The sequence below is a fragment of the Clostridium sp. C105KSO13 genome (assembly GCF_001517425.1).
GTDB lineage: Bacteria > Bacillota > Clostridia > Lachnospirales > Lachnospiraceae > Muricomes.
Window position 1 is genome coordinate 12,194 of sequence record NZ_FBWL01000172.1, and the last position, 23,887, is coordinate 36,080.

General features: G+C 42.4%; 21 protein-coding genes. 18 read left to right on the forward strand and 3 right to left on the reverse strand.

Annotated elements, in window-relative coordinates; genetic code table 11:
- The first annotated feature begins 96 nt into the window (after nucleotides 1-96).
- The 6 genes from BN3456_RS15215 (at nucleotide 97) to BN3456_RS15240 (ending at nucleotide 7,618) form a co-directional block, all read left to right on the forward strand.
- Nucleotides 97-981, forward strand: a complete 885-nt coding sequence (locus tag BN3456_RS15215) for a carbohydrate ABC transporter permease (protein ID WP_089985618.1) — start codon at nucleotides 97-99, stop codon at nucleotides 979-981.
- 23 nt (nucleotides 982-1,004) lie between these two features.
- On the forward strand, nucleotides 1,005-1,835 hold the full coding sequence (locus BN3456_RS15220; protein ID WP_089985619.1) for a carbohydrate ABC transporter permease: 831 nt from the start codon (nucleotides 1,005-1,007) through the stop codon (nucleotides 1,833-1,835).
- A gap of 18 nt (nucleotides 1,836-1,853) precedes the next feature.
- Entirely contained in the window at nucleotides 1,854-3,329 is a 1,476-nt protein-coding gene (locus BN3456_RS15225; RefSeq protein WP_089985621.1) for a glycoside hydrolase family 32 protein, read from the forward strand.
- Between the two features lie 26 nt (nucleotides 3,330-3,355).
- Nucleotides 3,356-4,711: a NosD domain-containing protein gene (locus BN3456_RS15230; RefSeq protein WP_089985623.1), complete on the forward strand. Its 1,356-nt coding sequence runs from the start codon at nucleotides 3,356-3,358 to the stop codon at nucleotides 4,709-4,711.
- A 328-nt stretch (nucleotides 4,712-5,039) separates the two neighbouring features.
- Nucleotides 5,040-6,434: a YfcC family protein gene (locus BN3456_RS15235; RefSeq protein ID WP_242862904.1), complete on the forward strand. Its 1,395-nt coding sequence runs from the start codon at nucleotides 5,040-5,042 to the stop codon at nucleotides 6,432-6,434.
- A gap of 17 nt (nucleotides 6,435-6,451) precedes the next feature.
- Nucleotides 6,452-7,618 carry a M20 metallopeptidase family protein gene (locus tag BN3456_RS15240; RefSeq protein ID WP_089985624.1) on the forward strand — a complete coding sequence of 389 codons (1,167 nt, stop codon included), beginning with the start codon at nucleotides 6,452-6,454 and terminating at the stop codon, nucleotides 7,616-7,618.
- 77 nt (nucleotides 7,619-7,695) lie between these two features.
- On the opposite strand, the gene BN3456_RS15730 is transcribed toward BN3456_RS15240, so the two are convergent.
- A complete protein-coding gene (locus tag BN3456_RS15730; RefSeq protein ID WP_176699222.1) occupies nucleotides 7,696-7,863 on the reverse strand; it encodes a hypothetical protein in 168 nt (55 codons plus the stop codon).
- Between the two features lie 271 nt (nucleotides 7,864-8,134).
- Here BN3456_RS15730 and BN3456_RS15245 point away from each other — a divergent pair, with 271 nt between their 5' ends.
- The 9 genes from BN3456_RS15245 (at nucleotide 8,135) to BN3456_RS15285 (ending at nucleotide 18,425) form a co-directional block, all read left to right on the forward strand.
- Nucleotides 8,135-9,205 (forward strand): inorganic phosphate transporter, encoded by a 1,071-nt coding sequence (locus tag BN3456_RS15245; protein WP_242862905.1) that lies wholly within the window; start codon nucleotides 8,135-8,137, stop codon nucleotides 9,203-9,205.
- A gap of 18 nt (nucleotides 9,206-9,223) precedes the next feature.
- The gene (locus BN3456_RS15250; RefSeq protein WP_089985626.1) at nucleotides 9,224-9,844 is read left to right on the forward strand and encodes a DUF47 domain-containing protein; all 621 of its coding nucleotides are present in this window, start codon (nucleotides 9,224-9,226) and stop codon (nucleotides 9,842-9,844) included.
- 159 nt (nucleotides 9,845-10,003) lie between these two features.
- On the forward strand, nucleotides 10,004-10,999 hold the full coding sequence (locus tag BN3456_RS15255) for a helix-turn-helix domain-containing protein (RefSeq protein ID WP_089985628.1): 996 nt from the start codon (nucleotides 10,004-10,006) through the stop codon (nucleotides 10,997-10,999).
- Between the two features lie 246 nt (nucleotides 11,000-11,245).
- Complete coding sequence (locus tag BN3456_RS15260; protein ID WP_089985630.1) at nucleotides 11,246-12,610, forward strand: alanine/glycine:cation symporter family protein; 1,365 nt, start codon at nucleotides 11,246-11,248, stop codon at nucleotides 12,608-12,610.
- A gap of 302 nt (nucleotides 12,611-12,912) precedes the next feature.
- Nucleotides 12,913-14,556, forward strand: coding sequence for a peptide ABC transporter substrate-binding protein (locus BN3456_RS15265; RefSeq protein WP_089985631.1), 1,644 nt, complete (start codon nucleotides 12,913-12,915; stop codon nucleotides 14,554-14,556).
- Between the two features lie 24 nt (nucleotides 14,557-14,580).
- Nucleotides 14,581-15,510: an ABC transporter permease gene (locus BN3456_RS15270; RefSeq protein ID WP_089985634.1), complete on the forward strand. Its 930-nt coding sequence runs from the start codon at nucleotides 14,581-14,583 to the stop codon at nucleotides 15,508-15,510.
- Between the two features lie 2 nt (nucleotides 15,511-15,512).
- Nucleotides 15,513-16,433: an ABC transporter permease gene (locus BN3456_RS15275; RefSeq protein WP_089985636.1), complete on the forward strand. Its 921-nt coding sequence runs from the start codon at nucleotides 15,513-15,515 to the stop codon at nucleotides 16,431-16,433.
- 17 nt (nucleotides 16,434-16,450) lie between these two features.
- Nucleotides 16,451-17,479: an ABC transporter ATP-binding protein gene (locus BN3456_RS15280; protein WP_089985701.1), complete on the forward strand. Its 1,029-nt coding sequence runs from the start codon at nucleotides 16,451-16,453 to the stop codon at nucleotides 17,477-17,479.
- Complete coding sequence (locus tag BN3456_RS15285) at nucleotides 17,472-18,425, forward strand: ABC transporter ATP-binding protein (protein ID WP_089985638.1); 954 nt, start codon at nucleotides 17,472-17,474, stop codon at nucleotides 18,423-18,425. Before BN3456_RS15280 ends, BN3456_RS15285 begins: the two co-directional genes overlap by 8 nt.
- 63 nt (nucleotides 18,426-18,488) lie before the next feature.
- On the opposite strand, the gene BN3456_RS15290 is transcribed toward BN3456_RS15285, so the two are convergent.
- Entirely contained in the window at nucleotides 18,489-19,559 is a 1,071-nt protein-coding gene (locus BN3456_RS15290) for an AraC family transcriptional regulator (RefSeq protein WP_089985639.1), read from the reverse strand.
- A gap of 263 nt (nucleotides 19,560-19,822) precedes the next feature.
- On the opposite strand from BN3456_RS15290, the gene araA reads away from it, so the two are divergent.
- Complete coding sequence (araA, locus tag BN3456_RS15295; RefSeq protein WP_089985641.1) at nucleotides 19,823-21,322, forward strand: L-arabinose isomerase; 1,500 nt, start codon at nucleotides 19,823-19,825, stop codon at nucleotides 21,320-21,322.
- A gap of 10 nt (nucleotides 21,323-21,332) precedes the next feature.
- Here the strand turns inward: araA and BN3456_RS15300 are convergent, their stop codons facing one another.
- Nucleotides 21,333-21,923, reverse strand: a complete 591-nt coding sequence (locus BN3456_RS15300) for a hypothetical protein (RefSeq protein ID WP_089985643.1) — start codon at nucleotides 21,921-21,923, stop codon at nucleotides 21,333-21,335.
- A 497-nt stretch (nucleotides 21,924-22,420) separates the two neighbouring features.
- Here BN3456_RS15300 and BN3456_RS15305 point away from each other — a divergent pair, with 497 nt between their 5' ends.
- Both BN3456_RS15305 and BN3456_RS15310 read left to right on the forward strand, forming a co-directional pair.
- Nucleotides 22,421-23,023 carry a molybdenum cofactor guanylyltransferase gene (locus BN3456_RS15305; RefSeq protein WP_089985644.1) on the forward strand — a complete coding sequence of 201 codons (603 nt, stop codon included), beginning with the start codon at nucleotides 22,421-22,423 and terminating at the stop codon, nucleotides 23,021-23,023.
- A 26-nt stretch (nucleotides 23,024-23,049) separates the two neighbouring features.
- The gene (locus BN3456_RS15310; RefSeq protein WP_089985646.1) at nucleotides 23,050-23,877 is read left to right on the forward strand and encodes a formate/nitrite transporter family protein; all 828 of its coding nucleotides are present in this window, start codon (nucleotides 23,050-23,052) and stop codon (nucleotides 23,875-23,877) included.
- Nucleotides 23,878-23,887: the final 10 nt, after the last annotated feature.

Consider the following 23,887-nt stretch of genomic DNA (forward strand, 5'->3'; position numbering starts at 1 on the left):
TTGAACAGATGAAATGATTAACAGAGGGCATTCCAAAAAGTTTAGGAAGACATAAGCGGGGAATGACCCTCTGTTTTAAAAAGGTGGTATGCAGGAATGAAATTGATTTCAAGAAAAACCTTATTATTATTCTTTCTTCCGGGTGCAATATTCATGGGTGCATTTCTTATATATCCAATTATTACAATGGTAATTGACAGTTTCTTTGAAATTGGGATTACAGGTGATAAAACATTTATTGGTTTGGAAAATTACATGCATGCATTTACAGCCGGCGGTTTTTTAAAGCAGTTAAAGAATACATTGGTTTATATCGTGATAGCCGTAGGAGTTGAGACGGCTTTAGGTTTATTATTTGCATTATTTTTTGAATTAGATTATAAAGGCAGCAAGATTGTCCGCTCCCTTATGATGGCACCTCTCATGATAGCACCATTAGTAGCAGGTCTTACATGGAAGTTAATGATGAGCTCCAGTTTTGGAATTGTGAATGAACTTTTGACAAGGATAGGAATCCTGTCAAGTCCCAGTGATATTCTGTGGCTGGCAGATGAAAGATGGTCACTGCTTGCATGCTGTATTGCGGATATCTGGCTCACAACACCATTTATGATGTTGATGATACTGGCCGGACTGCAGGGAATGGATTCCAGTATGATTGAAGCTGCAAAAATAGATGGAGCAAGTACACTGCAGCAAGTTTTTGCTATTAAGCTTCCGGTAATCAAACCAGTTTTGCTGACTGCATTATCAGTTAGAATTATTGACGCAGCCAGAACCTTTGATATTATCTGGGCGATGACTGAAGGCGGTCCTAATAGTTCTTCAGAAACACTCAGTATTATTATATACAAGACACTGACACGGTACAACAATATCGGTTATGCAAGTGCAATGGCAGTCGTATTTATTGCGGTTTTAGTCGTATTTACGCTGGTATTCATGCAGAGTCTTTGGAATCCAAAGAAAAAGAATATCTAGTCGGTTTGATAGGAGGCAAAAAAGTGAAGAAAAAGGGTGAAATAGGAAAAAAGCTGGGAATAATCTTGTCAGTGATTCTCACTGTATTTTGGCTTTTTCCATATATCTATGTGATTTCATGTTCATTTAAACCAGGGCCAGAAGTAATCGCAGTCCCACCAAGATTTTTCCCAAAGGTACTTTCAGTTGAGAACTTTTCGGGGTTGTTCGAACGAATGGATGCATTAAAATATTTAATGAACAGTTTGAGTGTTTCACTGATCAGTACAATTATTGCATTAATTCTGGGATCTCTTGCGGCATATGCCATTCAGCGTTCAGGGGCAAAATTATCTGTGCTATTGGTTATTTTAGTTTTGTGCCTGAAGATGATTCCTACTTCAAGTATTGTAGTGCCGATTTATGAATTGATTTGTAATCTGGGCTTATATGACACAAGAATCGCCTTGATTATTGTGTATGCAGCTATTAATATGCCGTTTGTCATGTGGACGATGTTAAGTTTTTATGAAGGAATCCCTACAACGCTGGATGAGGCAGCATTTGTAGACGGAGCAAATAGTCTGCAGACGTTTCGGAAAGTTATCCTGCCGATTTGTAAACCGGGGTTAGCAACAGCATTTATATTTACTTTGTTCCTTGCCTGGAACGATTTTCTTGTTGCACTGTTATTAACCAGTACAAATGCAAAGACATTTACGGTTGGATTAGCAGGATTTTTGTCTGCATATAATTTGGATCTGGGACCCATGTGTGCCGGGGCATTTTTGTTTAGCTTCCCGGTAATGATCATCTCGCTTATGGCTCAGAAATATATTGTGCAGGGAATGACTGCTGGGGCAGTAAAGGGTTAAAAACGATGGAGGAGTCTTATGTCTAAAGAATTAATGCAGCAGAACATTGAAAAGGCTCAGTGTGAGATAGACAGCAAAAAGAATATTGTGAAAAATGGAAATATGCGTCAGCATTATCATTTTATGCCACAGACTGGCTGGCTGAATGATCCTAATGGATTAATTTATTTTAAAGGTAAATATCATTTCTTTTTCCAGCACAATCCTTATCATGGATTCTGGGACAGCATGCATTGGGGACATGCTGTCAGTGATGACATGCTGCACTGGGAATATCTGCCGATCGCACTGGCTCCCAGTGAACCATATGATAATCATCAGCATGGTGGATGCTTTTCAGGTAGTGCAATTGAGCATGAGGGCAAGCTGTTTTTGATGTTTACCGGAACAACTAATGAAGGAAAAGGATTTGAGCAGACTCAATGCATTGCCTATAGTGAAGATGGACTTCATTTTGAAAAATATAAAGGGAATCCGGTGCTGACTGCCCCAGAAGGTATTCCGACTGATCAGTTCCGTGATCCTAAGGTATGGAAACATGAAGATACTTATTATATGGTATGTGGCGCAAGCTGTAATAATAAAGGGCTGGCACTACTCTATCGATCGAAGGACATGTTTCACTGGACGTTTTTCAATGAATTGGCTGAGAGCCGTGGAGAATGGGGGTATATGTGGGAATGCCCGGACTTCTATCCCTTGGGTGATAAATATGTCCTAACGTTTTCGCCTATGGGTGCAGGTGAACATACTGCTGTGTACCTGGTTGGTGATTTTGATTATGAGACAGGCAGGTTTAATTCTCATGTAAATGGTGAGATCGATTGGGGACTTGACTATTATGCACCCCAGTCCCTTCTCACACCGGACGGAAGAAGAGTTATGGTCGGGTGGTCCAATGAGTGGGAATGGATGCCGGCATGGAAGGACTGGGGCCCGACTTACAAGGAGGGCTGGTGTGGTTCTTTCAATATTCCGAGGGAAGTGCGCATGATGGAAGATGGTACACTGCAGTTTCCTCCAATAGCAGAGGTGGAGACTATACGAGAAAATCCAGAGTACAAAGGTACGCTTGCGGTGTCAGAAAAAGAGACAGAACTGACAGCCGGAGACGGAGTGTGCTTTGAACTGAAAATGAAGATAGATCTTGAAAAAACAGATGCTGACAGGCTGGAATTAAGTCTGCGATGTGGAGAGGGCAGGAAGACTACATGCTTGTTTGATTTTAGGAAAGCAGAATTGATTGTAGACAGAAATACGGCAGACGGATGGAGCAGGGGCATTTCAAGAAGTTTGATGTATTTAAAAGGGAAAAAGGAACTGGATGTGCACATTTTATCTGACCAGAGTTCTCTGGAAATCTTTACAGACCAATATCAGAATAATCATTCCAACAATATATTTGCGGGAGATGAGCAGAATAAGCTGCAGCTTCGGGCAATTGGGGGTAGTGCGCTTATAAAAGATGTGGAAACCTATGGATTGAATAATTGATATTGAATTGACAGGAGGATTAATTAATGATAGGTAAGAATTATTATAATGTAACGGAATGGAATGTTGGTAATCCGTATGAGGATATCGGGGAAGTAATTAACAGTATCATTGCGGATATTAAAAGCAGGCAAACAAAGTCTGATATTAATGAAGGAGGAAAACCGGGCGCTGTTATCTATATTCCGACAGGTGATTATCATCTTACCACCCAAGTAGTTATAGATATCAGCTATCTGAGAATTGTGGGTTCCGGACATGGTTTTACATCTTCGAGTATCCGTTTTAATACTCCAAAAAGTGAATGGGCAGACTGGCATGAAGTGTGGCCGGGAGGAAGCCGCATACTTGTGGATATTCCTCTTAAGGCTGGAGATGAGGAATCTGCGGGAGCAGCATTTTACGTTAAGCGGAGTGGAGATCCCCGCATAAGTTCGGTAGAGTTTGCTGATTTTTGTATTGATGGTTTACATTTTCTGGATGATGGTTCAGGTGAGAAAGATCCGGAAAATACCTATATAAATGGAAAAACAGGTATTTATGTTGCAAGTGCGGGAGACTCGTTTCGGATTACAGGAATGGGAATTGTATATTTGGAGCATGGTATTACTATTTATAATGCAGATGCGCTGGCCATACATGATAACTTCATAGCTGAATGTGGCAACTGCATAGAATTAAGAGGTTCAGGACAAGCCTCAAAAATAACCGATAACCTGATAGGAGCCGGGTATAAAGGATATTCAATTTATGCTCAAAACTTTGGAGGACTTTTAATCACGGCGAACAATATTTTCCCACGTGGTTCAAGCAGTGTCCATTTTTCCGGTGTGGTACGCTCTAGTATTTCGAGTAATAGATTCCATTCATTTTACCCGGGAATGCTGGTATTTAAAGACAATTGTTCAGAAAATCTGGTTTCTTCAAATCATTTTCTGCGGGACCACGAACCCTGGCCTCCTATGCAGAAATATGATAATGGTTTAGATGATTTATATGGTCTTCTGTATATTAGCGGCAATAATAATTCTGTGATTGCTAATCACATTTCAGAGACAATAGATACGCAGTACATTACTCCATCAGGTGCGACACCTGTAATAATACATGTTGTTTCCGGAAAGGGAAATTATATTTCTGATAATCATATTGTAGCAACTTCCGAGGCATCGGAGGGACAGGATGCAGCAGAGGAGTCCTGTTTCTCTGCACAGGTAGGAGCACTGCTGACGATTGATAAATTAGAGACACTTGATGTAATAACAGTACTGGTGGAAAAGGAATCATATCAAAATACAATTCTTGATACGGGGAGTGATGCACAGGTCGTCTTGGACAGGTCTGTAAATGCATGCAGAGCCACACCTTCGCCGGGAGTATAAATATTTTAAGGCCATTATGGAGGGATATCCTTTGTAGTGGCTTTTTTCTGTATGAAAATAAAGTTAATATTCATGATATGTTTGCTCAAATTAAAAAATGGGGATAAGTCAAAGCGCAGATATAGATCCATTGCACATATGCATTAATACAGAAGAGAATTGAAAAGATATATAAAGAGTTTGTGACAGGTTAACAAAGCAGCAGTGCATTCTATTTAGCTTGAAAGTCACTGCTGTTTTTATTATTTTAGAGCTTTTGCAATGTAATAATCTGACGTGAAATTGAATAAAATGTTGAAATTATATAAAAACAAGAGGAGATATCAGCGTGGAGAAGGTAAAGAAAAAATCGTCCGGCATGAATCCTTTTGTCATTCTATTTCTTGTAATGCTGGTGTGTGCGGCTGCGTCCTATTTCATTTCCCCGGGAGCATTTGAACGTATCGAGGAAAATGGCCGGACCATGGTTGTTGAAGGCAGTTTTCATAAGGTAGAAAGGACGCCTGTATCTATAGGGAATTTCTTCCTTGCTATTCCACAGGGGCTTGTCGGTGCTGCCATTATCATGTTCCTTGTTATGCTCGTGGGTGGGTTTGTGCAGGTGTATCTGGACACAGGAGCTCTGGATAAAGGAATAGCAAAAATACTGCGGGCCTCGGATAAATTTGGAAGCCCCATTGTTCTTGTGATTATTATGCTGTTGTTTTCCCTGATAGGTGGATTTCTTGGCTGGGCTGAGCAGATTATTCCTTTTGTTCCTATCATTGTGTCTATTTGTCTTGCTTTAGGCTATGACACTGTTGTTGGGATGGCTTCCAGTGCTTTTGTGTGCATGATGGGCTTCGCAGTATCCCCAACAAATGTATACACTGTGGGGATATCCCATGAAATAGCACAGCTGCCCATGTTTTCCGGCATGTGGCTTCGTCTGATTGCGTTAGTAGTAATAGAAACTGTTATCATGATTTATATACTTGTCTATGCTGCCAGAGTGAAAAAGAATCCGGCCAAAAGTATCGTCTACGGTATTGATAACAGCAGTCTTAAAAGAGACTACAGCGCTCTAAAAGACAGCAAGATGACAAATAATCAGATTCTGGCACTCCTTATCTTTGGAATTACATTTGTTGTGGCTATTTTCGGAGTCCTACATTATAGCTGGGAGATGGAGCAGCTCTCAGCCGTATTTCTGGCAGGCGGACTTTTGGGAGGTCTTGTCGGGCGTTTGGGCGTAAATGGCACCACGGGGAGCATTGTGAAGGGTGCTAAGGGTGCAGTGGACGGAGCACTGGTTATTGGGCTGGCACGTGCGATTCAGGTAGTGATGACCCAGGGAGGCCTGATTGATCCCATCATACATTTCTTTTCGCAATCACTGGGTGGCTTTTCCCCATGGCTTGCCGCAATAGGCATTTTCGTGGTGACTCTCCTTGCAGACGGTCTTATTCCCTCTGGCAGCGGCAAAGCAATCGCGATCATGCCTATTATCATCCCATTGGCGGATATGCTTGGAATCACCAGACAAACTGCAACTTTAGCATATCAATTTGGGGACGGCTTTGCCAATATGTACTGGTTTACGAACGGAACTCTTTTAATTTTCCTCGCCGTTTCAAAGGTGCCTTTACGCAAATGGTATAAGTTCCTCTGGCCCCTTCAGATTGTGCTGACTGTTATTGCGATTGCATTCCTTGGGATTGCGATTGCCACCAATTATCAATAAAACGAGGAGGATTTAAGTTGAAATCTTATGAACTGGCTTTGGCCGAAAAACAATACATCATTGGTTTGCGACGGCATTTTCACAGCCACCCGGAATTGAGCTGGCAGGAATATGCCACCACAAAAAAAATCTGCGAAGAACTTGATAAATTATCAATCCCTTACAAGAAACTGCCGAAGACCGGTGTGATAGCAACATTGGAGGGTACAAAAAAGCATCCTGTGATTGGCCTTCGAGCAGATATTGACGCTCTTCCTATTAAAGAAGTAAAGGACTTAACTTTCAAATCATTAAACGAAGGGGTGATGCATGCCTGCGGGCACGATTCTCATATGTCTATGCTGCTTGGCGCTGCAAAGATTTTAAGTGAACATAAAGAGGAATTAAACTGCACGGTTCGTTTTATCTTTCAGCCGGCGGAGGAGACGATTCAGGGAGCTAGAACCCTGTTAAATAATGCCGAGGTGATGGAGTGTGACAATCTTTTTGCAATTCATATTTTCCCGTATATTGCAACAGGGAAAATCTCTGTGGAAGAAGGGCCGCGTTTTACATCTGCGGATACCATTAAGTTTAAAATTATGGGCCGGGGAGGCCATGGTTCCATGCCTCAGGACACCGTAGATCCAATTGTTGCTTCTGCAGCTGTTATAAATGATCTGCAATCCATTGTAAGCCGCGAAATAGACCCCAGAGATACTTGTGTTATCAGTGTTTGTTCCATTCATGCAGGCTATGCTGCCAACATAATTCCGAATAATGTGGAAATGCTGGGGACAGTGCGCACATTTAACCCGAAGGTAAGGGAAATACTGCCGGAAAAAATCGAGAGGGTGATTGCCGGGACATGTGAAACATTCCGTACCACGTATGAATATGAGTTCATCCGCGGGACCGCCGCAACAATCAACGAGCCTAAAAGCAGTGCAAGGGCAGAACGAGCTGTGCGGGAGATACTGGGAGAAGAAGGGCTTGTCAAGTACGAAAAAACTCCCGGAGGTGAAGACTTTGCCTGGCTGCTTGAAAAGAAACCGGGATGCCTTGCATTTGTAGGATGCCGCAATGAAGCACATGACCAGAAGTATGCACTGCACAATGAGCGCTTTGATCTGGATGAAGAGGCGCTGGTAAACGGAGCCGCTCTGTTTGTACAATATGTGCTGGTTACACAGGATGAAATATAATATCTGAAAAAACCATTAGGCAAACCACAGCCGGTTGCAAGGGGAAATTATATTTGCGAGGCCGGCGGCGGGCTTAGCTATGATACCTTTTCGTCTATTAATTTGCAGATTCGGGAAACTAAAAAAGGGTAACCGGATGTATAATCATAGATTAGTCTGGCAATATATTTAATATCCATTCCCGTTTTATAATCCTGTTCATATTCTGCAAGCATTCCTGCTATTTCATCTGTTGAAAAGCTCATATCAATTCTCCCTTCTGCGGGGAAATTTTATATTTTCCAATTATTTGATGATACGAGGGTCCAAAGGTTATGTGTTTCATGCTTGCACGAAAAAGAGCATAACTTTGGGACCCTCACACCATTTGAATCTATATTAACATAATGTGACGGCTCTGTGTTTACAATACTTGAAATAATTTAAATAATATGGTAAGTATTACAGTAGTCGAAACATAGAAAAATCTGTTGACAAATGTACTTTAATATATGATTATTAAAAGGACGACTTTAAATGTTATGGAAGGAAATGAAAATGTATAATTTTGGCGAATTTTTGGCGCAGACGAAGGACAACCCTGCCCTTCTGATTACAGTTGTGCTGACTCTGGCTGTTATTTTAGTCAACGGCTGGACAGATGCCCCCAATGCTATTGCTACAGCGGTGTCGACAAAGGCAATACCTCCGCGTCCGGCGATCACAATGGCGGCAGTGTTTAATTTTCTTGGAATTTTAGTAATGACTGCAATCAATAAGAATGTAGCCCAGACCATTTACAACATGGTGGATTTTGGAGATAATGCTCATCAGGCACTGGTGGCATTGTGTGCGGCGATGATTGCCATAGTAATGTGGGCCGTTGCGGCCTGGGCATTTGGCATCCCGACCAGTGAAAGTCATGCTTTGATTGCCGGTCTTACGGGGGCGGCTATAGCCATGCACGGGGGGCTTGACGGTGTAAATGGCAGTGAATGGCTGAAGGTAATTTATGGTCTGGTACTCTCCACATTTCTGGGATTTGCTATGGGATATATTGTGGTAAAACTGATTGGCCTGATATTTGGCGGCGTTGACCGCCGCCAAACTACCGAAATATTCCAGAAAGCTCAGATTGGCGGAGCTGCAGCTATGGCTTTTATGCATGGGGCGCAGGACGGACAGAAATTTATGGGTGTATTTTTGTTGGGCATAGCTCTCAATAACGGGGATACAAATGCCGGGCTGTTTGAAATCCCATTCTGGCTGATTGTAATTTGTTCTTTGATAATGGGGCTTGGGACATCCATCGGCGGTTATAAGATTATTAAGGCTGTGGGCATGGATATGGTTAAGCTTGAAACTTATCAAGGGTTTGCAGCGGACCTGGCAGGTGCGGGATGCCTGCTGCTTTCATCACTTACCGGTATGCCGGTTTCCACGACCCATACAAAGACTACGGCAATTATGGGCGTAGGTGCAGCAAAGAGCATTAAACAGGTTGACTGGAGTGTAGTAAAAGAGATGGTAATGACCTGGATATTGACATTTCCTGGCTGCGGTTTAATTGGCTTTGTAATGGCAAAACTATTTACAATGTTTTTTTAAAGAAAGGATACAGAAATTATGGCAAAGAAAAAGAGCCCTTATTTTGAAGACTTTAACAGGATGGTGGAATGTTCCTGCAGAGCAGCGGAACATTTGAAGAAAACACTCAGAGAATTCACTCCTGACACTTTTGAGGAAAAATGTGAATTAATGCATGAGATTGAAAACGAAGAAGACGACATTAAGCATGAGATGATGGAGCGTCTTGCAAAAGAATTCATACCTCCGATTGATAGGGAAGACATTATTGATATGTCACACCACCTGGATAATGTAACAGATAAAATCGAGGAAATTGTGATGAGAATGCATATGTATAATGTCCAGACACTCCGGACCGATGCAAATACGTATGCAGATATCATACTAAAGATGTGCGATAAATTAAAAATAGCGGTGGATGAGTTTCCAAACTTTCACAAATCAACTACACTTAAAGAAAAAATCATTGAGATCAATACAATTGAAGAGGAAGGCGATCGTTTATATATGACCGCAGTCAGAGAACTCTTTGAACAGGAAAGCAATCCCCTGCAGATTTTTGCCTGGAGTAAAATCTTTGATCTAATGGAAGATTGTTGCGATGCCTGTGAGCATGTGGCGAATGTAATGGAAATGGTTATCATGAAAAATGGCTAAAAAGGGAGCGTTTCCCTGGGGTGCAACTGCCGGTTGACAAATTTCCAAGTTGGATTGGTGGCCGGCAACCAGTCTTTTTGCTAAGATAATATTATCTTAAGAGAGCATTTTGCGATATCGTAAGCTAAAAAGTAAAAATTTTGTGTGAGGAGAAGTTTTATGATTTTGGCGGAGAAGATAATGAAGCTCAGAAAACAAAACGGCTGGTCTCAGGAAGAACTGGCAATGAAACTGAACATTTCCCGACAGTCGGTTTCAAAATGGGAGAGCACTGCAGCAATTCCGGACTTAGATAAAATTATTAAGTTGAGTGAAATCTTCGAGGTGAGCACCGATTATTTATTAAAGGATGAGCTGGAGGACGAGGCCCGCGTTGGAACAATTTCTGATGATGAATCGGATTATAATAATGAATCTGTAAGAACTGTTTCACTGGAAGATGCCAACAGCTACATGGAGATGGTTGACGGAGCAGCCAAGAAGATGGCGGGAGCAGTTTCGGCATGTATTCTTTCACCGGTACTTTTAATTTTGCTGGGCGGTTTGTCAGAATATCAGGAGACAGGAATTACAGAAGATATGGCAGGAGGGGTAGGAGTGACAGTTCTGCTTTTGATAATTGCAGGAGCTGTTGCAGTATTTATCCTGATTGGGATGCAGCTGGACAAATTTGAATACTTGGAAAAGGAGTCCCTTAACCTGCAGTATGGTGTGGCAGGTATTGCACAGACGAAACGCGACTACTTTGAACCGGTCTTTAAGAGATGTATAGCTTCCGGTGTTGCACTTTGCATTATCAGTGCTGTGCCGATTTTGATAGCAGCAGCTTTTAATCCACCGGATATGGTATATGTTTATTGCGTTGCTTTTCTTCTCATATTGATAGCTTTTGCTGTTTTCCTATTTGTATGGTCCAGTATGATTTATGGAAGCTATCAAAAGCTCCTGGAAGAAGGGGATTATACCCGGAGTAAGAAACTCGAGAATAAAAGAAATGATAACCTGTCAAAGGTATACTGGTGCACAGCGACAGCTATATACCTGGGGGCAAGTTTTCTTACACGAAGGTGGGAAATCACCTGGGTTGTATGGCCCTGCGCCGGTGTTTTTTATGCTGCGGTGTGTGGAATCGCTGCTATGCTCAGAAAAAGTTGAATATAAACCAAAAGAAGGCAGTGAGAAGAACTTTACAATCCTGCCTTCTTTTTTGTGTATAAAGTTAATAAAATAGAAAATGTATGAAAAGTATACAAATAGTTTATAAACATATAGAAAACATTGATTAAATAATGTGAAAATGTTATCATAGTAGTATGGAATTTTACTAAGATTCAGGCTGGGAAAAGGGGGCTGTAGTGAGGCTTTAAACAAAAAATGTAAATTAGAAAAGGGGGTTTTGGTGTGGAGACACTGAACAATATCGTATTGACGATCCAGCATTATCTTGCAGATTACATTTTGATTATACTGCTTTTGGCCGGAGGTGCATGGTTCACAATACGATTAAATTTCATTCAGGTAAGAGGTTTCAAAGAAGGGATGAAAAGGACTTTCGGAGAATTGTTTTCCAAGAAAGGCGAAGCAGGGAAAGACGGAATGTCCTCTTTTCAGGCCCTTGCGACAGCAATCGCTGCACAAGTAGGTACCGGGAATATCGCAGGAGCAGCCACAGCGTTGGCAATTGGCGGACCGGGTGCTATTTTTTGGATGTGGATTGCCGCCTTCCTAGGGATGGCGACGATTTTTGCAGAAGCAATCATGGCCCAGAAGTATAAGCAGGTCGGTAAAGACGGGCAAATCACAGGAGGGCCTGTGTACTATATTCGGGCAGCATTTCAAGGTACATTTGGAAAAGTCCTGGCAGGTATTTTCGCTGTGCTGATTACTTTAGCTCTTGGCTTTATGGGAAATGCAGTGCAGTCCAATTCGATTGCATCGGCCTTTAATACAGCGTTTGGCATCCCTCAGCCGGTGATGGGAGTAATTGTTGCAATAATCGCACTGTTTGTATTTGTAGGCGGAATGAAAAGAATTGCAAAGGTTACAGAAATCATAGTACCGTTTATGGCAGTTCTTTACATTATAGGATCACTGATTGTCATTTCCTACAATTACAAGAATATCCCCTATGCATTTGCCTCAATATTTGTCGGTGCATTCAAGCCTTCAGCGGTTTCCGGCGGTGCAGTAGGTGCAACGATTAAACTTGCCCTGACGAAAGGCGTTGCCAGAGGTCTCTTCTCCAATGAAGCAGGTATGGGTTCCACGCCTCATGCACATGCCGTAGCAAAAGTAGATCATCCGGTAGAACAGGGTTTCCTGGCAATGACAGGGGTATTCATTGATACATTTATTGTTCTGAACGTGACAGCATTGGTAATCATTACGACAAAGTCAATTCCATCCGGAAAGACAGGCGCAGAACTGAGCCAGTTCGCATTTTCTACGCTGTACGGAAAAGGAGGAGACATCTTTATTGCAGTTTGCCTGCTCTTCTTCGCATTTTCCACAATCATAGGGTGGTATTTCTTCGGTGAAGCCAATGTAAAATACTTATTTGGTACAAAAGCTGTAAGGATATATGCTGTGCTGGTAGCAGTATGCGTTGTACTGGGCTCCTTAGCACAGGTAGACCTGGTATGGAACATGGCCGACTGCTTCAACTCCATGATGGTAATCCCGAACATCCTGGCACTGTTTATGCTGACCAAAGTAATTAAGTCGGTTCACGATGACTATTACAAGAACTTCCAAAAGAAAAAATAAAAAAATGAGTACATAATGTTACCTGTATAAAGAGCCACGGGCAGGCTGCCCCGGGGCTCTTTCTGATTAAATAGATGTATTTCTCAACAGGTGTGGATTTATCTTAGGGCTGCTTTCTCATGTTTTGCGGGTCCCAAAGTCATGTTTTTTTCATGTAAACATGAAACTACATGACTTTGGGACCCTGGTATCATATTCTTGTCTTTTTGATAATAGTATAAATAGTGAAAGGACTTATTAAAAAAACTTGTCAAAAGAGGCTGCATATAAACTGGCAGACAATAATAAAGGAGGATGAGATAATGAGGTTAAAAAGAGCAGCAGTGGTCTTAACATTTACGCTTTTGATCACATCAATTACCGGGTGTGTGCCGGGCGGCAAAGAAGACGATACTAACAGCACAGAAGCTGATGCAGCGGGTGGGGAAAAGGTTCTAAAAGTCGTATTGGACGAACCGCCGACGCTGGATCCGCAGATGGCAAACTCTATGCCCAGCCAGACTATTCTGTACCATCTGGGTGCTGGATTATTAAGGATGGAGGGCGGCGAGGTCAATCCGGACGGAGCAGAATCCTATGATGTCTCCGACGATGGTCTAGTCTATACTTTCCACCTCCGTGATGATTTAAAATGGAGCGACGGTGAGCCAATGACAGCAGGGGATTATGAATATGGCTTTAAACGTCTGGTTGATCCGAATACGGCATCCCCCTTTGCATTCTTTGGTGCCATTGTTAAAAACGGAGCGGAGATTACCGCCGGTAAGGTATCAGTTGATGAGTATGGTGTGAAAGTGCTAGATGATAAGACGTTAGAAATAACGCTGCAGTACGCGGCACCATATTTCCCCAGTATGCTTTCGAACGGGAGTTTTGCACCGGCCAGACAAGACTACGTAGAAAAGTATGGACGTGATTTTTCATCAACAGCTGATAAGAATGTATACAGTGGACCGTTCAAAGTTAAAGAATGGCACCCAAATGAAGCGCTGATTCTGGAAAAGAACGATCAATATTGGGATAAATCTGCTGTTAAGCTGGATGAGTTACAAATTGAATTTGTCAAAGACAGACAGACTGCATTTACGATGTTTGAAACCGGAGAAATAGATTTAACATCTGTCCCGACACTCAGCATAGCAAAATATAAGGATGACCCACGTTTATTTCAGTTTCATGACGGGTCCGTCGATTATCTTAAGTTTAATGTGAATAAATCAGAGGTGGCAGCGAATAAGAACATCCGGCTGGCATTTGCCTATGCGATCAATGTTGAGGAGTTTGCAAAGCTGCGCGGCCGCGGTTCACTGGAAGCAGCCAGACGATTGGTAATGCCGGATGTTTCCGGAGTAGAAAAAACATACGGCGAAGAATATCCATACGAAATGTGCCCTCCGGCCGGGGATGAAGCCAAAGCCAAAGAGTATCTGGAAAAGGGGCTGCAGGAACTGGGGATGAAGGCTGAAGATGTACATTTAGAATATCTGGCAGATGACAGTGACGGTGCAAAAGAAGGATCGGAAATTATTCAGGAAAGAGTTAAGAAAGTTCTGGGGATAGATATTAATATTAAACTGGTACCGTATGAGCAGGTATTGGAAATGGTGCCCAAAGGAGAGTATGAAATGACCATGTCCGGCTGGACCCCTGACTACTCGGATCCCTACACCTATCTGGAATTGTGGATGAGTGACAGTGCTTATAATGATTCCGGCTATAGTAATCCTGAATATGATAAGTACATGAAACAATCACAGGAACTGGCTACAGAGCCGAAAGCTAGATTGGATGCAATGTTTGAGGCGGAAAAAATACTGCTGGCAGATGCCCCCTGTATTCCAATAGATGTCCGCCGGGCGACTTATATTAAGTCTGAGAACATTAAAGACCTTGACTATTATTTTACTGGTTATGGGTTTAACTTTATTCGTACTGATTTGAAATAGAAGTGTCCGTTAGGGGGAACGAAAGTGGGCAAATATTTATTTAAGCGTATTTTAATTTGCATTGCAACGATTTTTGTAATGATTACTATTACCTTCTTTCTGATTCGTCTGATGCCGGGAGGACCGTTTTCAGATCCAAAGATTTCAGAGGAAGTAAAGGAGCGTCTGAATTCCTACTATGGATATGATCAGCCCATGATTGTACAATACGGAAAATATATGGCAAATTTTTTTAGAGGTGATTTAGGATATTCAATGAAATATGTTAACCGTTCCGTGGTTAACATTATTGCCCAGGGGTTCCCTTATTCTCTCGATATCGGATTGCGTGCCCTTGTGTTTGGTCTTTCCTTTGGTTTAGTACTGGGAATTCTCTCAGCGCTGAACCGGGGAAACAAGATTGACATTATGTGTGTAATCATATCAATTATTGGTACCAGTGTTCCGGATTTTATTGTGGGCACTATTCTTCAGTATTTCTTTGGATATAAGTGGGGATTGCTACCGGTTGCTCAGTATAAAGGCTTATCTTACACAGTCATGCCGATGATAGCCATGGGTCTGGCTACGATGGCGGGGATTTCGCGTACAATGCGTGCCACCATGCTGGAAGTTGTGAATCAGGACTATATTAAGACCGCTAAGTCAAAAGGTCTCACAGGAGTAAGGATTACTGTAAAACATCAGATTCGGAATGCAATCATGCCGATTGTGACAGGATTGGGTCCCCAGGTAGCCGGTCTTTTCACCGGAACCTTTGTAATTGAGGCACTTTTTGCTATTCCCGGAATCGGTAAATACTACGTGGATGCGGTGAAAAATTCAGATTATTCTCTGGTCATGGGGTTGACACTGTTTTATGGTGTATTTCTCGTTTTTTCTAATATGGTTGTGGATATACTGTATGGCGTAATAGACCCCCGTGTCCGTGTTGTGGGAAAGGCGGGTGACTAGGAATGGAATTGACAAATGAGATGTTTGAGCATGTTGGAGAAAATGCGGAAAAAAGAGAATCAATCAGCCGTCCCAGCCTTTCCTTCTGGCAGGAAACCTGGCGCCGGGTACGGAAGAACAAAGTGGTTTTCTTTTCCATGCTTTTAATTTTATTGTACATAGCGCTGGCTGTTTTCGTGCCGATTTTCAGCCCGTACAGCGGAACGGAACAGGATGTGTCCAGAACTCTTGAAATACCGGGCAAAGAGCATTGGTTTGGTACCGATGCTCTGGGACGTGATCTGTTTGTACGTGTCTGGCAGGGTGCGCGGGTATCATTGTTTATCGGGTTTGCAGTATCGATTATTAATCGTATCGTAGGAACGATTCTGGGCGGACTTTCCGGTTATTACGGCGGAACCTTTGATATGGTGATGATGCGTATTGTGGATGTACTTTACGGATTACCGACGATGGTGATTACCATTATGCTGATGGTGATTTTAAAGCCGGGCATTCATTGTCTGATTATTGCAATGGTGTTATTTGGCTGGATTGGTACATGCCGCCTTGTGCGGGGGGAGGTTCTGCGGCTTAAGAGCCAGGAATATGTCTCGGCGGCCAAAGTGCTTGGTGTAAAAGACTTTAAGATTTTGATGAAACACATTGTGGCAAATATGATGGGACTGCAGATTACCAGTTTGATGATGGCCATACCGGGTGCCATTTTTATGGAAGCATTTTTGTCTTATATCGGACTTGGCATTATGCCTCCTAACGCAAGCTGGGGACTGTTGGCCAAGGAAGGGTCACAGCTTGTAAAAACTTCCCCGTGGATGATGTTTTTACCGTCATTTTTTATCAGCACAACTATGCTGGCAATGAATCTGTTCGGTGATGGGCTCAGAGATGCGATGGATCCAACACTCAGAGGAAGTGACTAATGAATGGAGACGAGGGTATGAAGACAGTATTAGAAGTAAAAAATGTCAGTTATTCATTTCACACTTACGGCGGTATTGTACGGGCAGTGCGTGATGTCAGCTTTGATTTGAAAAAGGGTGAAATATTGGGTATCGTCGGAGAGTCAGGCTGTGGTAAGAGCGTCACCGCACAATGCATACTGCGTTTAAACCCTGAACCGCCAGGTTTCTTTGAGCAGGGTAGTATCTTGTATCAGGGAGAAGATATCGTTAATAAAAACGAAGCGCAGATGCGCAAGCTGAGAAGTGACGATATAGGGTTTATTTTCCAGGACCCTATGACCTCATTAAATCCGACAATGACAATTGGAAGGCAAATAGAAGAGGTCTTAATCTACCACAAGGAGATTTCAAAAAGTAAAAGAAAACAATTAGCCCTGGATATTCTGCATAAAGTAGGTATATCGGATGCTGAAAAGCGATATAAGCAGTACCCACATGAATTGAGCGGGGGCATGAAGCAGCGTATCATGATTGCGATTGCACTGGTTCGCAATCCCGACATAATCATTGCCGATGAGCCGACAACATCTCTGGATGTTACAATTGAAGCGCAGATATTGGATCTGTTAAAGCAGCTCCAGCAGGAGATGGGTACGTCGGTTATTTTGATTACCCATGACTTAGGAGTCATAGCATCTATGTGTGACCGGGTACTTGTCATGTATGGCGGGAAGATAGTAGAGACTGGAACGGTTGATGAGGTTTTCTATGAATTTAAGCACCCATATACAGCCGGGCTCTTAAATTCAATTGCCGGTATAAATACCCCGAAAGACACTCGTCTAATATCGATCGAAGGGACGCCGCCGGATTTGTTTAACCCACCGGCAGGATGTCCGTTTGCAGCACGGTGTCGGTGTGCAATGGAAGTGTGTTATAAAATGCCGCCGAAAAACTATGAGATTTCAGCAGGACATGAAACAATGTGCTGGTTACAGCATGAAAGTGCTCCGTCCGTTGACCTGTTAAAGGAGTTTGGAAGGGGGAGTGCGGTAAATGAATAGTGAAAAAAAACAACCGGTTTTGCGTACGAGAGCACTCTGCAAAAATTTCAAAGTCGGCCGCGGTCAATACTTAAAAGCGGTCGATAATATCAATCTGGATATTTATCCCGGAGAAATTGTAAGCCTGGTCGGCGAGAGCGGATGCGGAAAGAGTACATTTGGGCGCTGCATTGTCCGTCTGACAAAACCCACTTCAGGTGACATTGAGTTTGAAGGGAAGCCGGTTATTCATTTAACTGCAAACGAAGCATATAAGTACACCAGAAATATGCAGATGATTTTTCAGAATCCATATGCATCGTTAGATCCCCGGATGACAGTTAAGGAAATTGTTGCCGAGGGATTGGAGGGCAGCAACCGTAATAAGGAGGCCAGGGTTGTTGAATTGCTGGAAACTGTTGGCCTGAATCGAGATCATATATCGCGTTTTCCACATGAGTTCAGTGGCGGGCAGAGACAGCGCATCGGTATAGCCAGAGCTCTTTCAGTAAACCCGAAATTTATCGTCTGTGATGAGCCGATTTCCGCCCTTGATGTTTCTATTCAGGCTCAGGTTATCAATATGCTCAAAGATTTGCAGCGTGACCGGGAACTGACCTATCTTTTTATTGCCCATGATTTAAGTGTGGTCAAGTATATTTCTGACCGTGTAGTGGTTATGTATCTGGGTAATATGGTAGAAACAGCGATGGCAGAAGAACTATATGCGAATCCACTGCATCCTTATACAAAAGGACTGTTGTCATCAATTCCTGTTGCTGATCCGCGTATCGCGCGCAACAGAGAACGTATTCATATGAAAGGAGAGGTATTAAGCCCGATTAATCCACCGGAGTGCTGCCGGTTTGTGGAGCGGTGCCCCTATGCCAAAAAGCAGTGCTGGGAAGAGCAGCCGTTGCTTAAGAAAGTAGCAAAAGATCACCTTGTTGCCTGCCACCTGTTTTGAGCATGAAGGAATTATGCAGTAAAGGTAGGAGAAGAATGGAAATGCGCTTATAGTGACGGAGGATTATTTCTGAACTGTGAGCGCTTTTTTGTATCTTGAAGGTGTCATGCCATATTTCTGCCGGAAAATCTTATAGAAATATCCTTTGTTGTGATACCCAACAAGCTCAGCAATCTCTTCTACGCTTTTTTGTGTGCCTGTTAAAAGCTTCTCTGCCTTCTCCAATCTGATTTGCTGGACATATGCAGAGTAGGTCAGTCCGGTATTGTTTTTAATCAGGCGGTTAAAATAATCTTCCTGAAAGTGGAATGTGTCCACCAGTTCCTGAATTGTGATGTGGACATAATTGCGCTGAATATAATACGAGATTTCTTCGAAGATAATCCAGCTCATGGTCTTTCGCTGCTCACCGGAGAGAAAAAAATCATATTCTGTACTTAGAGTTCTAAAGATTCTAAGCAGGAGACCTTTGCATATATGGTGGTATCCGACATTTCTTTTATACAGTTCTTTTAAAATCATAAAAAGGCAGTTTTCCATTTCACAGCCGGCGGTACTGCCCGGCTTAAAGTGCAGATATTGCCGCACATCTTTCTGTTTCAATAAGGCTGACTGGAGAAAAGCGATAATTTTCTGCGTTGTAATATTTTCATCCATTATTTCTGAAAACATATCATTTGCAATTCCAATAAATAAAATCACAGCAGGTTCTTTGCACAGATAGTCCTGGTGCAGACAGTTTTTGTCGACCAGGCATAGGTCACCTTTCTGAAAAACAATGTCTCTGCCAAGAATTTTCTGGCGAAATTCTCCATCTGCTACATAGGCCAGCTCGATATAATCGTGAGTATGGAGTTGAGTCAATGTACCGGAATCAAAAAAACGGTGATAACAGAAAGGTTCTGGAGAGGGACACATGGTAGAATAAACAGCAGAATCTGAAGTGATATTCCAGCAAAGAGCAAAAATTCGTTCATCGGCCGGCAGTGGGAAAGTCTTTATTTCCGGAATGGATTTAGAATATTCCGGGCATACCAGGCGGTCTCCAAGTTTGTGGTCAGGGGCCAATTTGTTTGGGCTTTGGGATGTAACCTGCCGGCAGAATTCTGCCAGCTCTGGTTTTGATTCACTCATGGGGTTCCTCCTTTTCAAAGTAGTTGATGGCAGGGTCCCAAAGTTATGCTTTTTCATGCAGCATGAAAAGCATAACCTTTTGCCCTTCGTATCATAGTATATCACAATAAATTTCCATTCGGTCGGATTAGGTAACTTTTTTTGCAGTGATGACAGAATTATGAAATTGAAATGGGTGTCCGGGTTTTTCTATAATGAAGTCATAGTCTAAACTAATTGCATGTGAACATAACAGAATTATACAATAGTAAAGGAGAAGGAATATGTTAAAAACAAAAAAATATCAATTTTGGTTCTGCACCGGATCGCAGGATTTATATGGGGATGAATGTCTGGCGCATGTAGCCGAACATTCAAAAAAGATTGTAGAGGTGCTGAATACTTCCGGCAATCTGCCCTTTGAAGTAGTGTGGAAACCAACGCTTATTACAAATGAGTTAATCAGAAAGACATTTAATGAGGCGAATACGGATGAAAGCTGCGCCGGTGTTATCACCTGGATGCACACATTTTCACCTGCGAAGTCTTGGATTCTGGGACTTCAAGAGTACAGGAAACCATTACTCCACCTACATACACAGTTCAATCAGGAGATTCCCTATGATGCTATTGATATGGATTTCATGAATGAGAATCAGGCTGCACACGGTGATAGGGAATACGGTCACATTTTCACACGTCTGGGAATGGAAAGAAAGATTGTTGTAGGATATTGGGCGGATGAAGAAGTACAGAAAAAGATTGGCTCCTGGATGAGAACCGCAGTCGGAGTTGTTGAAAGCAGCCATATTCGCGTTATGCGTATTGCAGATAATATGAGAAATGTTGCCGTAACAGAAGGCGATAAAGTTGAGGCACAGATCAAGTTCGGCTGGGAAGTGGATGCCTATCCGGTTAATGAGATTACAGAGGCGGTAGAAGCTGTTTCTCAGGCAGATATTGATACGTTGGTGGAAGAATACTATGACAAATATGAGATCCTTCTGGAAGGCAGAGACGAGAAAGAATTCCGCAGGCATGTGGAAGTTCAGGCCGGAATAGAGATTGGTTTTGAAAGATTCCTGGAGGAGAAGAACTATCAGGCAATTGTTACCCACTTTGGCGATCTTGGAAATCTGAAACAGCTGCCGGGACTTGCCATTCAGAGACTGATGGAAAAAGGCTACGGATTCGGCGGAGAGGGTGATTGGAAAACGGCAGCCATGGTCCGTCTGATGAAGATTATGACAGGCGGAATGAAAGATGCAAGGGGAACTTCCTTCATGGAGGATTATACATATAATCTTGTACCCGGAAAAGAAGGAATTCTGCAGGCACACATGCTGGAAGTCTGCCCAAGCATTGCGGAGGGCAAAATCAGCATTAAGGAACAGCCTCTTTCCATGGGCGACAGAGAAGACCCTGCAAGGCTGGTATTTACAGCAAAAGAAGGGCCTGCTGTGGCAACATCCCTGATTGACTTAGGGGATAGATTCCGGCTGATCATCAACGATGTAAATTGTAAGAAAACAGAAAAACCAATGCCGAAGCTTCCGGTCGCCACCGCATTCTGGACACCGGAACCGAATCTTCTGACAGGCGCTGAAGCGTGGATATTAGCAGGGGGCGCACATCATACAGCCTTCTCTTACGACCTGACTGCTCAGCAGATGGGCGACTGGGCAGCAAGTATGGGAATTGAAGCCGTTTATATTGACAAGGATACGAACATCCGTCAGTTTAAGAATGAACTGCTGTGGAACAGTGTGGCATACCGTAAGTAACAGTTACCATTTACTTTAAGCAGGAATGGAGTCTTGACGGCAGCTCACCGTGAATAAACTCGGCAAAAGCCTTTTCGTTCTGGGGCAGGATGATATCGGCATATTTCATCACAGCCTTCGCCGTTGGCTTTACGGCGGAGGCTGTACTGCTCTGAATCATGATAAAGAGAGCGGGGGCTGCCACAAGACGTGCACTGTTGGACTCGCATAATATAAGTGCATCTTTCGAGACATATGTCAGTGCTGCTTCTAAAGCTTCTCTTATATTTTCCTTAAAAGCCCGAATCAGATAAACTTTTTGAGCCCCGGCTTTTTTCAGCAGCATTGTATCTTTCGTACCGGTTCCGGTTTCTTCCCTTATATCAAAACAGCTTTTCAGTCCCTTGCAGATTCCACAGCCCTGTCCTCCTCTGGGACATATATCACCGTGATCTCTTATGGTAATCAATTTAAAGGCAACAATGGGTATTTTACCTTTACAGGCATCAATAATCTGAACAGCCAGAGTTGTCTTTCCACTGTTTCTGCCTGTTGCACCAATCATAACCATATGTCCTGCATTTAAAAATGTTTTTTTTTCTAAATGTATTTCCGCTTTCATAAGCTGCACCTGCCTATTAATTATATTTTTTTCTTTTATTATAACGTTTTTGGACAGGTGATTCAATGTAAGAAACGTTTGGAAATCCTTGAAATAACGTGATTTTTTTAACGAGAATTATGCACTGCAGTTATTATACAAATTCCTTTTTTATAATGAGCAAGAACATATTAGGATAAAAATACTTGAAAGAGATCAAACTGAATGTATTTTGGACCTGATATTGTTTACATTACCTAAAAATTTGTTAGGGTAACATTAAAATAGATTGAGAAAAACATAACAAAAATTGATATAAATTTTATGACTTGTGCATTGTAGATAAAATAACAAATGGATAAGCGCGCTTATTCATAAAAGTTGACAGATTTAATTGTACGTGATAAAATACAATTTCCCTAAAGTCCTTTTCAAATCTAAAAAAAATTTAGGTTAAAGAACTTTGGACAGTCGTTGCCGATGAAATTTACAAAGAGGACAGTTGGGACTATCTAAAAATGGGCGAAAAAATAAAAAATGTAACAGCCGCTGTTTTGTGCGGCGGAAAGAGCAGGAGAATGGGTTTTGACAAAGCATTTCTTAAGAATGATGAGCAGTATCTGCTCCTGCAGACTGTTAGAAAACTACAGACTCTGTTTGAACAAGTCGTTCTGGTCAGCAATACCAAGGCCAAGTTTGCACACCAGACAGGTTTTCGGGGACTTCCTGTTTTAGTGGATATTTATACTGAAAAGGGGCCTATAGGCGGGATAAGTACTGCTCTTGGGCAGGTTCAAACGGAGTATATTTTTGCTATGGCCTGTGATATGCCATTGCCGGATGTCAGTCTCATAGAGCGGATGTACCGGGGGCTTCATAAGGAACAGGTTTTAGTATGCAGTCATAAGAGAAAGCTGGAGCCCTTATTTGCCTTCTATCATAAATCCTGTCTGCCTGTTTTTGAAAAGCACATTGAGATGGGCGAGCTAAAGCCCCGCAGCACGTTTTCTTCTCTGGAAGTTGAGATGTATGAATTAAGCACTGAGGAGACAAAAAGCATTGTAAATTTGAATACACCGGAAGATGTTCGTAGATGGAATGAGATAACGACAAAAAAGTAAGTGATATTAAAAGGGAGGCCATACATATGGGAATGTTTAATCAGACAGAAGTTGTGGATGTTTTGGGAGACAAAGCAAAAGCAAAAAAAGAATTTTCTTTTGTAAAATTATTTCTACTTGCTATTTTGGGAGGCGCATTTATTGGATTGGGCTTTTTAGCCTGCATAAAGGGTTCGGGAACCATACCCGCCGAGTGGGGAAGCTATGGGACCTTAATTGGAGCCTGCCTCTTCCCTATAGGACTGATTGGGATTGTGCTTGTGGGAGGAGAACTGGCTACCGGAAATATGATGACTATGATGATTGGTGCACTTCAGAAAAAGATCTCCTTTATAGATTTAATTTATAACTGGGTGGTAGTTATGCTGGGGAACCTGGTGGGAGGAATTGTTGTTGCATATCTCTGGGGACACGTTGCAGGCATGACGGAAGGCGCTTTTTTGGAAAAGACGTTATCTATTGCAAATGCACGTGCCGGCGACCCTCCGCTGGTTGCTTTTATTTCTGCTATCGGATGTAACATTTTTGTCTGCATGGCTGTGTGGCTTTCCACAAGTGCAAAGGATATTGCGGGGAAAATACTTGGAGCCTGGTTCCCGATTATGATCTTTGTAGTAGGAGGATTCCAGCACGTTGTAGCAAATGCTTTTGTTATTCCGGCAGCAATCTTTTCAGGGGAAGCAGATATTACGTGGGCTTCATTTTTCCTGAATATTGTGATTGTCTTTCTTGGAAATGCAGTTGGCGGAGCGCTTGTAATAGGGCTTCCATGTTATCTGATGTATGGGAAGAAAGAGGATTCGGCTGTTAAAGCAGGCTCATCTAAAATGGCAAATGCAGCAGCAGAGCATTAAAAGGAAGGAT

Bases quoted from the DNA above. Each gene is read 5' to 3' on its own strand.
- BN3456_RS15215 (WP_089985618.1), top strand. From the start codon at position 97: ATGAAATTGATTTCAAGAAAAACCTTATTATTATTCTTTCTTCCGGGT.
- BN3456_RS15225 (WP_089985621.1), top strand. From the start codon at position 1,854: ATGTCTAAAGAATTAATGCAGCAGAACATTGAAAAGGCTCAGTGTGAG.
- BN3456_RS15230 (WP_089985623.1), top strand. From the start codon at position 3,356: ATGATAGGTAAGAATTATTATAATGTAACGGAATGGAATGTTGGTAAT.
- BN3456_RS15730 (WP_176699222.1), bottom strand. From the start codon at position 7,863: ATGAGCTTTTCAACAGATGAAATAGCAGGAATGCTTGCAGAATATGAA.
- BN3456_RS15245 (WP_242862905.1), top strand. From the start codon at position 8,135: ATGTTATGGAAGGAAATGAAAATGTATAATTTTGGCGAATTTTTGGCG.
- BN3456_RS15250 (WP_089985626.1), top strand. From the start codon at position 9,224: ATGGCAAAGAAAAAGAGCCCTTATTTTGAAGACTTTAACAGGATGGTG.
- BN3456_RS15255 (WP_089985628.1), top strand. From the start codon at position 10,004: ATGATTTTGGCGGAGAAGATAATGAAGCTCAGAAAACAAAACGGCTGG.
- BN3456_RS15265 (WP_089985631.1), top strand. From the start codon at position 12,913: ATGAGGTTAAAAAGAGCAGCAGTGGTCTTAACATTTACGCTTTTGATC.
- BN3456_RS15275 (WP_089985636.1), top strand. From the start codon at position 15,513: ATGGAATTGACAAATGAGATGTTTGAGCATGTTGGAGAAAATGCGGAA.
- BN3456_RS15280 (WP_089985701.1), top strand. From the start codon at position 16,451: ATGAAGACAGTATTAGAAGTAAAAAATGTCAGTTATTCATTTCACACT.
- BN3456_RS15285 (WP_089985638.1), top strand. From the start codon at position 17,472: ATGAATAGTGAAAAAAAACAACCGGTTTTGCGTACGAGAGCACTCTGC.
- BN3456_RS15290 (WP_089985639.1), bottom strand. From the start codon at position 19,559: ATGAGTGAATCAAAACCAGAGCTGGCAGAATTCTGCCGGCAGGTTACA.
- araA (WP_089985641.1), top strand. From the start codon at position 19,823: ATGTTAAAAACAAAAAAATATCAATTTTGGTTCTGCACCGGATCGCAG.
- BN3456_RS15300 (WP_089985643.1), bottom strand. From the start codon at position 21,923: ATGAAAGCGGAAATACATTTAGAAAAAAAAACATTTTTAAATGCAGGA.
- BN3456_RS15305 (WP_089985644.1), top strand. From the start codon at position 22,421: ATGGGCGAAAAAATAAAAAATGTAACAGCCGCTGTTTTGTGCGGCGGA.
- BN3456_RS15310 (WP_089985646.1), top strand. From the start codon at position 23,050: ATGGGAATGTTTAATCAGACAGAAGTTGTGGATGTTTTGGGAGACAAA.